We start from the raw sequence: 14885 nt of genomic DNA on the forward strand, positions 1-14885 counted from the left end.
GGATTTATAAAAATTACGGGGCTGGGTTACATAAGTGGATTTTACGCGACTGAATTTTACAATAATTAGGAGAAAGTGGTACATAAACGAGTTTTACGAGACTGAATTTTACAATGATTAGGAGGGAGTGGTACATAAACGAGTTTTACGAGACTAAATTTTACAATGANNAGGAGAAGTCGGTACATAAACGAGTTTTATGAGACTGAATTTTACAATAATTAGGAGAAAGTGGTACATAAACGAGTTTTACGAGACTGAATTTTACAATAATTAGGAGGAGTCGGTATATAAACGAGTTTTACGCGACTAAATTTTACAATAATTAGGAGAAAGTGGTACATAAACGAGTTTTACGAGACTAAATTTTACAATAATTAGGAGAAAACGGCGCATAAACGAGNTTTACGCGACTGGAATTTACAATAATTAGGAGAAAGTGGTACATAAAAGAGTTTTACGCGACTAAATTTTACAATAATTAAGAGAAAGTGGTACATAAACGATACGAGACTAAATTTTACAATAATTAGGAGAAGTTGATACATAAAGAGTTTTACGAGACTAAATTTTACAATAATTAGGAGAAAGCGGCACATAAAAGAGTTTTACGAGACTAAATTTTACAATAATTAGGAGAAAGTGGCACATAAAAGAGTTTTACGAGACTAAATTTTACAATAATTAGGAGAAAGTGGTACATAAACGAGTTTTACGTGACTGAAATTTACAATAATTAGGAGAAGTTGGTACATAAACGAGTTTTATGCGACTAAATTTTACAATAATTAGGAGAAAGTGGTACATAAACGAGTTTTTCGAGACTAAATTTTACAATAATTAGGAGAAAGTGGCACATAAAAGAGTTTTACGAGACTAAATTTTACAATAATTAGGAGTAGTTGGTACATAAACGAGTTTTACGCGACTAAATTTTACAATAATTAGGAGAAGTTGGTACATAAACGAGTTTTACGCGACTAAATTTTACAATAATTAGGAGAAAGTGGTACATAAACGAGTTTTTCGAGACTAAATTTTACAATAATTAGGAGAAAGTGGCACATAAAAGAGTTTTACGAGACTAAATTTTACAATAATTAGGAGAAGTTGGTACATAAACGAGTTTTACGAGACTGAATTTTACAATAATTAGGAGAAAACGGCGGCATAAACGAGTTCTGTGCGACTGATTTCACAAATTACGAGACATTCCATGCAATACCCAAAAACTATCAAGAAACTGTGTGGAAAGATTGAGGGATTATTGACAACGTGGGTAATCGTTTTTCTCAGAGTGACCTTTCTCACTTCGAGTCGTGCTCCTTCTTTTTATACTTAAGACATACCATACTAAAGGGGGACATTAACAATGAAAACATCAATGAGATGGTTCACTACGATAGCAGTTTTAGCTTTAATATTACTTTTAGCTGCATGTGGTGAGGAAACAGAAACGGGATCAATTCAAGAAGAGAAGGTCGAAGGTGCGACCGAAGTTGAAACAGAACCGACTATAGAGGTAGGGGTAGAAGTAGAAGAGAGCTACGTTGTTGTGGTAGCCAACGAAAAAGATGAAACATTATCTCTGATCTATTATCCAGAACAAAGACAAGAAATCATCGAGCTAGATGGTCAGGCTCATAATGTAGAAATCAATGTTGAAACAGAGTTAGTTTGGGTTACGATCAATCCGCCGCATGATGATAAAGACGGACATGGACATGGTCATGGACATGATGACAACCTAGAAAAGGTAGTTGCATATGATTTAAATACATTACAGAAGGTAGAGGAGTATGAGGTAGGTAATCACCCTGCCCATGTATCAACGACTCAGGATGGAAATATTGTTGTTGTAAGTAATTCTGGAGATAATACGGTAACCATTATTAATCGTGAGAGTGCTGAATTAGCGACGGTTCCGGTTGGTGAATATCCACATGGTCTTCGCATTTCCGTGGATCAAAAATTTGTTTTTATCGCAAATATGAAAAGTGCTGATATGAGCATTGTTGATCTGGAAACAAAAGAAGAAGTAAACCGCGTCGTCGTTGGTAATGGTGCTGTTCAAACAGGGATTTCACATGATGGTCAGTATGCATTTGTTGGTTTGCATTTGGATAATCAACTAGCTGTCGTTGATGTTGCGACACAAGAATTAATGAAGCTAATTGATACTGGTGTGGGGCCAGTGCAAATGTACGCTAGCTACGATAACCGGTATGTGATCGTAGCAAACCAAGGGAGTGAAGATGCTCCGTCAGATACAATTACGATTGTAAGTCTTGAAACCTTAGAAGTTGTTAAAGAAATTCAATTAGGAAAAGGCGCTCATGGCATTGTTATCTCAAAAGATAGCCGCTATGCATTCGTAACAAATATGTTTGAGGATACTGTTTCGGTTGTCGATCTAGAAACTCTGGAAGAAACAACGAGAATTGAAGTAGGTTATTACCCAAATGGAATTTCGATTAACTAGCTAGCCAAAAAATGGTTGTCTCAAAGTTTTATGAGACAACCTTTATTTTTTTCATATTCGCCAAATTATTGTCTTAATTTCTTCAAATTTTCTCGATAAATTTTCGTCTATACTATTAATAGATAGATTTATAAGTTAAAGCTAGGTTTACTAATGATTAATGAAATGAGGGGAAGTAATGAAAAAGATATTCATAGCGTTTGGCGTCATAGCTTTTATTGCGATGGTTGTCGGAATTTCATCATTATTTTTGGCAGATGAGTCGCTCACACATGATGGGCATATACCCGATACAATTGGTGCTTATTATTTAACAAATAAAATTGAAGGCGAAGAAGCAAAACAAATCATGAACCAATTACATGGCGATGAAGTTGATCTCGATGAAGCCTATGTACTTGAATACCAAACCCAGAGGGGATCTTACGCAATCGTATGGATTTCAGAAACGAATCTCGTAGAGCTACCGCCAAAGTTATTTGAAGATATGCTTGAATTTGTTGAAAATAGTGAGTTGTACATTAATCATCATGAAAAAGAGATTAGCAATAGGAATGTACAATATGCGTTCGGAACGGAACGAGATAACTACTACTTTGCTACAGAAAATCGTTTTGTATGGGTGGCGACTTTTGAAGATAAGAGAGACATTTTTATCAAGAACGCCGTGAAAATATTCTAATAGAGGATACAGGCCTTCGACTTGATCTTTCGTACCGTAGGAGCGACTTTCGAAAGCTTTGGGATGTCCCTAGCTCGAAATTCTAGATAAAAAGATTTGTTTAAAACATTGCCACAGGAATGTATCAATTTATCCAAACTTTCTTGTTAGTTTCTTCACACATTCTNTNTATTCTATTAATAATAAAGTTTCATCATCCATTTTCCCGCCACTAAATTAGTCGCTGATCTATTGGAATTTTGAAATTGGCTTATATAATACAAAATATTGGAGGAGAAGGAATGAAAAACAGAGATAGAATGATTTCAGTACTATTTTTCATTTTTCTACTTATACTACCACTTCAAGTGTTTGCTCATGGTGATGAAGATGATGATGGTCATGATGTTGATAGCGCGCCTTGGCTGTCAGAGAAAAGGGCCATGGTCATGATGACGAAGATGATCATGGTCATGGTCATGGTGATGATGGACATGATCATGAATATGAAGAAACAGGAGCAAACTTGGCTTTGCTTGGAACTTTTGCGGCAATAAATGGTGGCTTTATCGCTTTTGGTGCGGTTCGCAAGTTATATAAAAAAAGAAAGTAGCACCATAAAGGGTACATAGAGTTTATCTATGTGCCTTTTATTTTAGGCTCTTTTCGTAAACATTGCTCCTGCGGTTACTCGTCGCACAAAAAAACTTGTTGCTTTTTACTCTAAAATATCGGAAAAATACCTTAGATGAAGAAATCACCCAATAAATTTATTAAGAAAAGAGCAATACTTACTAAATTAGTGGTGAATTCTTAGTATTTTGTGTAAAAATCCGGCTTTTGTGATTTTTACGAAAGCTAATAGCAACAATCTTTTAGAAACGAGCGATTAATTTTAATTACTCTCTAGGTTACATGTATCGTATAACCTCAACCTTATAATGAGTGCTTAAAATTTTTTCGAAAAAAATTTCTCTCCCCCTCAAAAATAAAAAATCTCCCGTATAGATAAACGAGACCAAGAAAATAAGTTAAAGGCAAAGCCATTGAAAGGTGGTGACGCAAAGCTATAGGGACTAAGGGGAAGCCTATGTCAGCCAGTTGCCATAAGATATTCAGTGAATTTGAGGTGGCTTTTATGAGTCAAAAGGCAGTACATTTATTTCTCATCATCATTTTCCTAGCTTTAGTAGGTTGTAGCAAAGCAACGGAAGAACAAGTGAATACCAACGACAACGAGCAGGATGCCTCGAATTACTTTTATGAAAATTCCGAGTGGGGTATCTATATTGAAACAGCAGATGGTTGGCAAATTGAGAAAGAGACTGCTAAAAATGTCCAGTTCAACAGCGAGAAGCTAGTGGCAATTATTTCAGTTATTCCTAAAGCTTATAGAGTGTCAGAAATAAAGAAACAGCTACTCGCTGGTGCAGGAGAAGTAACAGTAATCGGTGAAGGTCTGAATTTCATTTCGTGGAAAACGAACAGACAAGGAAAGCATTAGAACTCAAGTATGGGTTGAAGAAAAACCTGATCGGTATGTGATTATTACGGTGTTGACGCCTAATGAAACGTATGAAGCGAACCTAGATAAAATTGAGACTTTTCGTGAAAATATTAAATTTTATTAATGCAACAGGGAGTGGTTAAGAGCATGAAAAAAGTCGTATCAACATTGGTCCTAGTAGGTGGTTTAGCGANGNGNGGAACGGTATTGGCAAACAATGATAGTAGCTTGGACATTACATCAGATTTATATGAAACAATTGGATTAATTGAACAAGCGACAGCAGACTTAACTGAGGATGAAGTTGAAAAGGTTCTACTTCATGATGAATTTGCTGAAAGACGCCTAATCGTTTTAGAGGAAGTGGCAACTGAAGGTAATGAAGAGGAGATTGAACATTTAGTTACAGATTTTATTGAGGTAGTTACAGCTACTGAAAATGTAACGGCTTCTGCAGAAGAAGCAGGTGAAGACGTAAACGAACTTAGAGAAATCATTAATGAAATTATAGAAAAAAGAAGTCAGAATTTAATCGCGCTACTAGAGCGTGACCATTTACCAGAGCAAGCGAAGGCTGGAATTAGAAAAGCCCTAAAAAACCAAGAGCGAGCCATGCTGAAAGCCGGTAAGCGTTGGAAGCAGGAACTAAAGAAAATTGAAGAGATTATTAGTGAGAATGAGTTTGTTGAAGCAAAAGAGGATGAAACAGAGCAAAGCGAAAGCATTTAGAAAAAGCGATTGAAAAAGCTGAAAAGAAACAATATCAAGCAGACAAAAAAGTGAAAAAAGCTGAGGAACGCTCAGAAAAAGCGATGAAAAAAGCGATGAAAAAAGCAAATGAAAAAGCAGAGAAAGGCTTAAAAAGGCGAATAAAGCTCAAGAAAAAGGAGCTGAAAAAGCAAAACGTGCCGTAGAAAAAGCTAAATGGAAAAACTAACTAACTGAAGATAATCCTTAGCACTCAGTCAATCTCTTTCATCGTTCTTTTTTACTGTTTTTGCAGTGACAATCGTTTGCTTATAAGTATTATTATCTAATATATCACAGTCTCTAGCCTCTTTTTTAAAAATATACGATATGATCATTTTAATTGTTAGGTCGTATCAATAGTTCATTAGCCCTACCTATTTAAAATGTTGGTAATTAAATGTAAAAGCCCATTTCACTTGAATTAAATCCTTTATCAAGCGATAGTATTATAGATAGCAATGTCAGTTTGATAAAGGAGGCGTGGGGATGGAAAACATTGAGGTCATTGAAGCAACAACCAGTGCCCAAAATGGAGATGATCTCGTTCGCGAACGATTAATTGCTCATTACAAGCCTTACGTGCTCAATACTGTTGGCCACATTTGTAAGAAGTTTGTGAGCTGGAGCGAAGAAGAGGCTAGCATTGGCTTGATTGCTTTAAACAAGGCGATTGATACGTATGATGCATCAAAGGGAAGAACCTTCCTAAATTATGTTTACTTACTTATTAAACGAGACTTGATTGACTTTTTTAGAAAGAAAAGAATGAAAAGCACTTATCGATGAACGNGTATTATGAAGATAACGTTGACATCTCCATTTGAAGTAGAGANGTCGCTGCAGCAATTCGAAAAGAAAAACAANCNACGATCTAGTAGAAGAAATATTGGAATTAAGTATGGCCCTTANGTCAGTATCAAATTAATTTCGAAGACCTTGAAAAGTATTCTCCAAAACACCGAGAGTACTCGTGAAAATTTAGTTGAGATGGCTGATAGATTCGTAACTGACGATGATTGTGTTGCACAATTTTTTACGGAAAAAGCAATTTCCAACAACACTCTTTGTCAAAAATACTGGCTATCGTGCAAAAACAATTGAGCGTCATCGAAAATATATAGTAACATTAATATTAGTAAAGCTAAATCCGCAGTGGACACAGTTAGGTCAATTCATTCATAATAGGAGGTGGGAGTTAATGGGGAGGAATAGTACCCAAGGAATCGTTGTAAAAGTTACTGAAGATGCTATTGTGTNGCTTTGTGAAAATGGGACTTTTAAAAACGTTTCAAGAGCCTCTCATGCTACACCCGCCACTTTTGGGTGAAACGCTATATCCATGTGGAAAAGCAGACGCCATGGCTGAAATATATGTCGGTTTGCTGCAAGTCTTTTTTCTAGCNATNCTAACTTATGCACTATTTCCGTTACAACAGGAGAACTATGCCTATGTATTGCCATGGACATCAATCCGAGTATTGAGCTAGTCTTAAATGAAAAAATGAAAGTTACCGAAACTTCAGGGTATAACGAAGAAGGTGTGGANTTAGTTTTCATCGTTAAATATAAAAGGGAATTCATTAGACGTAGTAGCTTTAGAAAAAATCATGGCTTATTCCTTTGAGCAGGGTTACTTAAGTGAGGAAAATAGATACTTAGAAACGGCAAGTCGTCACTTTAAATGAAGGGAAAGAAGCCGTGTTCGAAGAAATCGAGCAATCCATCCTTACATCAATCAANTCTTTAGATGTTGAGGTGCAGCTATCTCAAAATAATCTTGCTACTTATGAGGAAGCAAAAAACTATGAATGTTTCCGTCAACAAGTTAGTTTACCTAAAAAAGCTTGAAAAAGATGGAGTGATCGATACTGCTGAGCAAGGTAAAGGTAAAACTGTTTCAGAGTTAAGAAAGATGCAAAAACCTGAACAGAAACCAACACGTAAAAAGGAAAATCCACCAGCTAACAGTAATCGAGACAAAGAAAAGGAACATCCTCAGTCAAACAAAGATAAAAAAGAATCGCAGTCTAACAATGAGAAAAAAGATCCTAAAACGAACAATGGGAAAAATGCCAGTGTTGCAGAAAACAAAGGTAAGAGCAACGGTGCTCAAAACAATTCTCACCTTAATAGTAATCGAACTCAAAATCAAGGTAAGGCTGATCAAGTCAATAAAAATCAAGGTAACCAAGGGAAAAAAGTCGGAAAGAATTGTACCGAAGAAACCTGTGAATGGACCTCCTAAGAAGAGTCCTGGCAGCCTAAGATAATAAAAAATGAATGCCCAGTTACCAAAGTGGTAACTGGGCATTCATTTTTGAAATTATTACAGGGGGATTAAACCAGAAGAATTTGAGATTGTAAATTAAATGAACAAAAGACTGCCTACATTCGTTGCTAATTAAACAACAATTGTGGCAATCTTATTTGATTTTAGAAGTTTTTTAATGCATTTCATCATTCATTATTTACGCAACTACATTTAGACTGATATAGCTCGGTTTAGGTAATTATCAAATTTACTCATTTGAAAACCTTTTCATTTTTTAGCAATAATAAGCCTTTAATAAAGAAACGGAAACAAACGAAATCGATGGCGGCACCACCCTTGATAGATGTCTCCGTATTTCTCACTTAGCACCTGTTCCTCTAAAGACATTCGATAATGCAAGATACTCCCGAAAACAGGAAAGACAATGAAAACAGCAATGACATTTCCACAGATAAATAAGCACAAACCTAATGTGATGAGGAATAGTCCGACATGAAACGGATGTCTTGCAAACCGATAAGGACCATAACTGATGAGGGGACGGTCTTTATGCGGTTGGATTGTTCTTGTAAAATACTGACGCATGACATAGTAAGCCCAATAACGAATAAAAATGCCTTTTATTAGTAAGACAATGCTTATTTTTTTTATCAATATACTTTCCTCACCAGTATACAAATTCGAAAATGTAATACTAGTAAAAACGCACAATAGAAAGCCAGCTTGTAATAAAGTCAGACTTCCGTCTTTTCCGCTCCGATCCTCCTTTTTCAATTGATCCTTAAATAAAATAAATTGTATCATCCATAGTCCAACAGCGATGGTAAAAATAATAATGTCTCTATCCATATAGTTAATATGCATTATCGTTTCAGTTTTTATCCATCCCAGAGAATTTCGAACAACAAAAAATACCCTGCAAAAAAACAGAGTATAGTGTAGAGATGTATAATAAAACTTCTAGGAGGAGTGATACTCTTCTCTTCTAGATGGCTTTAATGTAATATTCGCTATGTATGGATAGGCATTTTGATCAAACTGCTCAATGATGTTCATGAATTCGACGATTAAATGACTTTCACTGTTTTTATATTCTTCAAACAGCGCTTCAATTTCCATACGCAAGGTTCCCTGAAAAGCAAAGTTTTGTCGAACAGCTTTAAAAGCTGATTGTTTGTCTTTGCTGGAGGATAAAATGCTTAAAATCATTGAGGCATATATTTTACTATCCTTCATGACGTACCGATCGCTCCCTTTTCGAAACACTTTTTTATTGACAATTAAGTATATAATAGTTTTTAGTATTTAATGTCTAGCTACAGGGGCCCAGCCCCCTCGAGGTCAAATAACCTTCCACCCAAAAGTGAAAAAGCCACTTTGGGGTGAAAGAACATTTGCTAGTCGGGGCTAAACGGGCGCCTTCCGCTTTTCAAACTCGCAAGTTCTATTATAACAATAAAAAACAAAAATAGGGTTAATTTTACAAAAAATATTACTAATTTCTCAGAATTTAGAGTATTATCAATAAAATAAGGACTTGCTATAGGGAGCAAGTCCTTAAAATGTTACGAAATCGTATTTCCGTTATAAGGGAACTGATTTGTATATCCTTGGAATTGTTGGTACGTTTGATTGAGCTTCTGCTGATCTGCAGCTTCAAACGAATACCAACCTTTTTTGAACATCAAGTTAAATAACTGACGTTGACAGTCTTGTGTTTCGTTAAAAATTTGATTTAAGTCTTGATACAAGTGTTCATGGCTAGCTTCATTCATAGCAACACTATAGGCACCTGTCAGGTACTTTTCTGTTGCAAGGCAGTCGTTAATAAAATCTCGATCGTTCATTTGTGGTGTTTTTTGTACCTGAGTTTCAGGATTTTGAATCTTCATGTTTTGGTTGTTCATTTCATTTCCTCCTATTGCAATTGGCTTTGCGAAGGTTGATTTGGATTTTGTAAATGACTAATTATTTGTTGGTAATGGCGTTGGTGCATTTGACCAGTTTGTTCTAAGGCCATTTTAATTTCTGGGTCCGTACATTGTTGTGCGAAGAAATGAGCTTTTTTCATTGCTAATAAGTTCCAGCTCAACATATCAGAAATGTAAAATTGGTCTTTTCCTGTGATGATCGTTGGTGGCTGTGGCATAATATTTTGTTGCTGCATCTGATTTGACTGCATTTGTTGTTGCATCTTAGTTACCTCCTTATGAAATGAAAGACTTGCTTTCGCTTTATTGTTTGTAATTGTAAAAGAACTATCCTCGCTATATTTTGCAAATGGAGTAAAAATGATTTAAATACGTATTAGCGGTGTCGGAGCATTTGGATAAAAAATTCAAAATAAATGAAATTTTTCTGAAGTTTATATTGCACAATTTTGTGAAATCTTTTATAGTTAAAATGTAAACAGGTAGTAAAAATTTTATAAAGCATAGTTGTGCAAAAATTTTTTCTTCAAAAATGAATGAGTATTCATTCAAAAGAAAGAAGGAGGTACTTATGATCGGGAGAATCGGTAAAGTAGCTATTTTAGGATCAGGGGTTATGGGATCTGGTATTGCCGCGCATTTAGCGAACATTGGTATACCAACATTGTTATTAGATATTGTCCCACGTGATCTTACAGAAGAAGAAATGCAAAGAGGGCTTTCCTTACAAGATATGCAAGTGCGTAATCGTTTATCTCATAGTGCGATACAAAAATTATTAAAACAAAAGCCAGCGCCACTTTCTGAAAAAAGCCATATCAACCTCATTGAAGCAGGGAATATGGAAGATGACATGAAGCGTCTGAATGAAGTTGATTGGATTATTGAAGTTGTTGTTGAAAATTTAGAGATTAAAAAGAAAGTCTTTGCCCAGGTCGACGAATACCGTAAACCAGGAAGCATTGTCAGTTCAAATACATCTGGAATTTCCATAGAAGCAATGGCAGAAGGACGTTCCGAAGATTTCCGCAAGCATTTCCTTGGAACTCACTTTTTTAACCCACCTAGATACTTAAAATTACTTGAAGTCATACGTACAAGAGAAACAAGTGAAGAAGTTTTTCAATTCATGAAGCAGTTTGGCGAAGATGTTCTTGGGAAGGGCGTTGTTGAAGCCAAAGACACTCCGAACTTTATTGCGAACCGAATTGGGACCTATGGTTTATTAGTGACTGTGGACCAAATGGTTAAGGGTGGTTACTCGGTAGGAGAAGTTGACTCTGTAACAGGACCTGCCTTAGGAAGACCCAAAAGCGCAACATTCCGCACGTTAGATGTCGTAGGGTTAGATACCTTTTTACACGTAGCAAAAAATGTTTATGACCAAGTTGACGGAGTAGAAAAAACGGTCTTTGATCCTCCACAATTCATGCGTGACATGGCTTTGAAAGGTTGGTTAGGTAGTAAATCTGGTCAAGGTTTTTTCTTAAAGAAAAAAGGAGCAAACGGTAGTGAAATCCTTGAACTAGACTATAACACAATGGAATACGTTCCAGGTAAAAAGCTAAAAGCTCCATCAGTTCAAGCAAGTAAGCAAGCCAAAGGTCGTAGCGAAAAAATGAAAGCGCTTGTATATGCCAAAGATCGTGCCGGCGAACTTGTATGGAACATTTTGAAGCCATTCAGTTCTTATTTATTCTGCTGAAAAGGCAACAGAAATCGCTGATGATATTTTAGCAATCGACCAAGCGATGAAGTGGGGCTTTGGTTGGGAGTTAGGCCCATTCGAAACGTGGGATGCGATTGGCGTTGAAAAATCAGTGCAACGTATGGAGGCAGAAGGTACTGAAGTGCCTGCTTGGGTAAAAGAGATGCTTGAAAAAGGTTATAAATCTTTCTATGAAGGACGAAATCGTTTTTATCATCAGGGAGAATATACGCAAGCGGCAGAAAATCCAAAGGTCATCCATATTAAAACACTTAAGGATAATAACCGTGTGATCAAGAAAAACACAGGTGCTTCACTAATTGATCTCGGTGATGACGTAGCCTGCTTAGAATTTACGTCCCCGAATAACTCTATCGGTCTAGACGTATTACAAATGATTAACTACTCGATTACAGAAGTCGAAAAGAATTACAAAGGTCTTGTCATTAACAACCAAGGCAAGAACTTCTGTGTCGGTGCAAACTTAATGATGATTTTAATGGAAGCACAAGATGATAACTTCTATGAAATTGATATGGTTGTCCGTCAATTCCAAAAAACAATGGCGAATATCCGCTACTCAGCAAAGCCAGTGATTTCTGCACCATTTGGCATGACACTCGGTGGTGGTACAGAAATTTGTTTACCGTCAGCGCGCATTCAAGCGTCTGCTGAAACCTATATGGGATTAGTTGAAGTTGGTGTTGGTCTAATTCCTGGTGGTGGCGGAAACAAAGAACTCTATTTAAGACTTTTAGAAGGCTTACCAGAAGGCGCACAAATTGATTTACAAGCAATTGCCAATCGTACCTTTGAAACAATCGCGATGGCAAAAGTATCAACATCAGCACACGAAGCAGCAAAACTTGGGTTTATCCGACCGCAAGATGGCATTAGCATGAATGGTGACCACTTGTTACATGATGCTAAGCAGCACGTCCTTCATTTAGCAAACCAAGGCTATCAACCACCACAACGAAAGAAAATTCCAGCCATCGTTGGTGAAAGTGGCTATGCAACCATGGCTTTTAGGAGCAAAGACGATGCAATTTGGTGGCATGATTTCTGAACATGATCTAAAGATTGCCCAAAAACTAGCCTTTACGATTGCAGGAGGTAGAGTTCCAAAAGGCACTCTTGTCGATGAACAGTATCTCCTAGATATTGAAAGAGAAGCGTTCTTAAGCCTTCTTGGAGAGCCGAAAACTCAACAGCGGATGTCACATATGCTCACAAAAGGGAAACCGTTACGTAACTAATGTGCGAGTTCAAAAAGGAGGGATGATATCGTGAAAGAAGCGGTTATTGTTGCAGGTGCGAGAACACCTGTCGGAAAAGCAAAAAAAGGAACCTTAGCTAGTGTTCGTCCTGATGACTTAGGGGCGTTAACTATTAAAGAAACGCTTAAACGAGCTGGGAATTTTGATCCTAGTAGAATAGATGATGTCATTATTGGTTGTGCAATGCCTGAAGCTGAACAAGGAATGAACATGGCCAGAAATATTGCCGCACTTGCAGGTGTGCCAGATACAGTACCAGCGATTACGATTAATCGTTATTGTTCTTCAGGATTACAAAGTATTGCGTACGGAGCAGAGCGAATTATGCTGGGTCATGCAAGTGCCATTTTAGCAGGGGGCGCAGAAACGATGACAATGATCCCAATGGGTGGTCACGTGATAGCACCAAATCCAACACTGGTTGAAACAGCTCCGGAATACTATATGGGTATGGGCTTCACCGCTGAGGAAGTTGCTCGTAAGTATGAAATCAGTCGCGCTGACCAAGATGCTTTTGCAGTAGAAAGTCACCGCAGGGCAGCCAAGGCTATTGAAGAAGGAAAGTTTGATGATGAAATCGTTCCTGTAGAGGTTACCTTACGTTCTGTAGGTAGTGACAATAAGCTGAAAGAAAAGAAAATCCTATTTGCGAAAGATGAAGGAGTTCGAATTGATACGACTCTTGAAGGACTTGCAAAATTACGACCAGCCTTTCATCCAAAAGGAACAGTTACAGCAGGAAATGCTTCACAGATGAGTGACGGTGCAGCTTCTGTTCTTGTCATGGATCGTGAAATGGCTGAAGCAGAAGGATTAACTCCTTTAGTGCGCTTCCGTTCCTTTGCAGTAGCAGGTGTCCCCCCACAAATCATGGGGATTGGTCCTGTTGAAGCCATTCCTAAAGCCTTAAAACTTGCAGGCTTAGAGCTATCGGACATTGGTTTGTTTGAACTAAACGAAGCATTCGCTTCCCAAAGTCTACAAGTCATCCGACACTTAAATCTTGATATGAACAAGGTTAATGTAAACGGTGGAGCCATCGCTCTTGGGCATCCACTAGGTTGTACTGGAACAAAACTAACACTTTCATTAATTCACGAAATGAAACGTCGTGGTGAACAATTTGGTGTTGTAACAATGTTACACATTGTTACAACACACAATTGTTCACCACGACGTTTCATTTCGTGAATTAATGAAAGTGTTAGTTTTGTTCCAGTACAACCTAGTGGATGCCCAAGAGCGATGGCTCCACCGTTTACATTAACCTTGTTCATATCAAGATTTAAGTGTCGGATGACTTGTAGACTTTGGGAAGCGAATGCTTCGTTTAGTTCAAACAAACCAATGTCCGATAGCTCTAAGCCTGCAAGTTTTAAGGCTTTAGGAATGGCTTCAACAGGACCAATCCCCATGATTTGTGGGGGGACACCTGCTACTGCAAAGGAACGGAAGCGCACTAAAGGAGTTAATCCTTCTGCTTCAGCCATTTCACGATCCATGACAAGAACAGAAGCTGCACGTCACTCATCTGTGAAGCATTTCCTGCTTAACTGTTCCTTTGGATGAAAGGGCTGGTCGTAATTTTGCAAGTCCTTCAAGAGTCGTATCAATTCGAACTCCTTCATCTTTCGCAATAGGATTTTCTTTTCTTTCAGCTTATTGTCACTACCTACAGAACGTAAGGTAACCTCTACAGGAACGATTTCATCATCAAACTTTCCTTCTTCAATAGCCTTGGCTGCCCTGCGGTGACTTTCTACTGCAAAAGCATCTTGGTCAGCGCGACTGATTTCATACTTACGAGCACTTCCTCAGCGGTGAAGCCCATACCCATATAGTATTCCGGAGCTGTTTCAACCAGTGTTGGATTTGGTGCTATCACGTGACCACCCATTGGGATCATTGTCATCGTTTCTGCGCCCCTGCTAAAATGGCACTTGCATGACCCAGCATAATTCGCTCTGCTCCGTACGCAATACTTTGTAATCCTGAAGAACAATAACGATTAATCGTAATCGCTGGTACTGTATCTGGCACACCTGCAAGTGCGGCAATATTTCTGGCATGTTCATTCCTTGTTCAGCTTCAGGCATTGCACAACCAATAATGACATCATCTATTCTACTAGGATCAAAATTCCCAGCTCGTTTAAGCGTTTCTTTAATAGTTAACGCCCCTAAGTCATCAGGACGAACACTAGCTAAGGTTCCTTTTTTTGCTTTTCCGACAGGTGTTCTCGCACCTGCAACAATAACCGCTTCTTTCACGATATCATCCCTCCTTTTTGAACT

Annotated in this window: 14 protein-coding genes, 2 pseudogenes and 1 riboswitch; of the genes and pseudogenes, 11 read left to right on the top strand and 5 right to left on the bottom strand. The window is 37.6% G+C overall.

Annotated elements, in window-relative coordinates; genetic code table 11:
• Positions 1 to 1372: 1372 nt before the first annotated feature.
• The 9 genes from H1D32_RS08290 (at position 1373) to H1D32_RS08325 (ending at position 7645) form a co-directional block, all read left to right on the top strand.
• On the top strand, positions 1373 to 2482 hold the full coding sequence (locus H1D32_RS08290) for a cytochrome D1 domain-containing protein (protein ID WP_261177810.1): 1110 nt from the start codon (positions 1373 to 1375) through the stop codon (positions 2480 to 2482).
• A 178-nt stretch (positions 2483 to 2660) separates the two neighbouring features.
• A complete protein-coding gene (locus tag H1D32_RS08295; RefSeq protein WP_261177811.1) occupies positions 2661 to 3164 on the top strand; it encodes a hypothetical protein in 504 nt (167 codons plus the stop codon).
• 281 nt (positions 3165 to 3445) lie between these two features.
• Positions 3446 to 3700 (top strand): hypothetical protein, encoded by a 255-nt coding sequence (locus tag H1D32_RS08300; protein WP_261177812.1) that lies wholly within the window; start codon positions 3446 to 3448, stop codon positions 3698 to 3700.
• A 469-nt stretch (positions 3701 to 4169) separates the two neighbouring features.
• A riboswitch (cyclic di-GMP riboswitch) is annotated at positions 4170 to 4252 on the top strand.
• A gap of 29 nt (positions 4253 to 4281) precedes the next feature.
• Complete coding sequence (locus tag H1D32_RS08305; protein ID WP_261177813.1) at positions 4282 to 4647, top strand: hypothetical protein; 366 nt, start codon at positions 4282 to 4284, stop codon at positions 4645 to 4647.
• Between the two features lie 150 nt (positions 4648 to 4797).
• Positions 4798 to 5379, top strand: coding sequence for a DUF5667 domain-containing protein (locus H1D32_RS08310; protein ID WP_261177814.1), 582 nt, complete (start codon positions 4798 to 4800; stop codon positions 5377 to 5379).
• Positions 5380 to 5429: 50 nt separating this feature from the next.
• The gene (locus tag H1D32_RS08315; RefSeq protein ID WP_261177815.1) at positions 5430 to 5564 is read left to right on the top strand and encodes a hypothetical protein; all 135 of its coding nucleotides are present in this window, start codon (positions 5430 to 5432) and stop codon (positions 5562 to 5564) included.
• 322 nt (positions 5565 to 5886) lie between these two features.
• Positions 5887 to 6186: a sigma factor gene (locus H1D32_RS08320; protein WP_261177816.1), complete on the top strand. Its 300-nt coding sequence runs from the start codon at positions 5887 to 5889 to the stop codon at positions 6184 to 6186.
• A 673-nt stretch (positions 6187 to 6859) separates the two neighbouring features.
• Positions 6860 to 7024, top strand: a complete 165-nt coding sequence (locus tag H1D32_RS25645; RefSeq protein WP_483861126.1) for an anti-sigma-I factor RsgI family protein — start codon at positions 6860 to 6862, stop codon at positions 7022 to 7024.
• 180 nt (positions 7025 to 7204) lie between these two features.
• Positions 7205 to 7645 carry a hypothetical protein gene (locus H1D32_RS08325; protein WP_261177817.1) on the top strand — a complete coding sequence of 147 codons (441 nt, stop codon included), beginning with the start codon at positions 7205 to 7207 and terminating at the stop codon, positions 7643 to 7645.
• Positions 7646 to 7963: 318 nt separating this feature from the next.
• Here the strand turns inward: H1D32_RS08325 and H1D32_RS08330 are convergent, their stop codons facing one another.
• From H1D32_RS08330 to H1D32_RS08345, 4 genes are all read right to left on the bottom strand, one after another.
• Positions 7964 to 8536, bottom strand: a complete 573-nt coding sequence (locus H1D32_RS08330) for a methyltransferase family protein (RefSeq protein ID WP_261177818.1) — start codon at positions 8534 to 8536, stop codon at positions 7964 to 7966.
• A 96-nt stretch (positions 8537 to 8632) separates the two neighbouring features.
• On the bottom strand, positions 8633 to 8908 hold the full coding sequence (locus tag H1D32_RS08335) for a hypothetical protein (RefSeq protein ID WP_261177819.1): 276 nt from the start codon (positions 8906 to 8908) through the stop codon (positions 8633 to 8635).
• Positions 8909 to 9237: 329 nt separating this feature from the next.
• Positions 9238 to 9579, bottom strand: coding sequence for a spore coat protein (locus tag H1D32_RS08340; protein WP_261177820.1), 342 nt, complete (start codon positions 9577 to 9579; stop codon positions 9238 to 9240).
• Positions 9580 to 9590: 11 nt separating this feature from the next.
• Complete coding sequence (locus tag H1D32_RS08345; RefSeq protein WP_261177821.1) at positions 9591 to 9866, bottom strand: hypothetical protein; 276 nt, start codon at positions 9864 to 9866, stop codon at positions 9591 to 9593.
• A 308-nt stretch (positions 9867 to 10174) separates the two neighbouring features.
• On the opposite strand from H1D32_RS08345, the pseudogene H1D32_RS08350 reads away from it, so the two are divergent.
• Positions 10175 to 12570, top strand: a pseudogene (locus H1D32_RS08350) (3-hydroxyacyl-CoA dehydrogenase/enoyl-CoA hydratase family protein).
• A gap of 30 nt (positions 12571 to 12600) precedes the next feature.
• Positions 12601 to 13782: an acetyl-CoA C-acetyltransferase gene (locus H1D32_RS08355; RefSeq protein WP_261177822.1), complete on the top strand. Its 1182-nt coding sequence runs from the start codon at positions 12601 to 12603 to the stop codon at positions 13780 to 13782.
• On the opposite strand, the pseudogene H1D32_RS08360 reads toward H1D32_RS08355, so the two are convergent.
• Positions 13686 to 14861, bottom strand: a pseudogene (locus tag H1D32_RS08360) (acetyl-CoA C-acetyltransferase). The gene H1D32_RS08355 and the pseudogene H1D32_RS08360 sit on opposite strands and share 97 nt — an antisense overlap.
• Between the last annotated feature and the right edge of the window lie 24 nt (positions 14862 to 14885).

Origin of the sequence: Anaerobacillus sp. CMMVII (genome assembly GCF_025377685.1) — a bacterium.
Lineage (GTDB): Bacteria > Bacillota > Bacilli > Bacillales > Anaerobacillaceae > Anaerobacillus.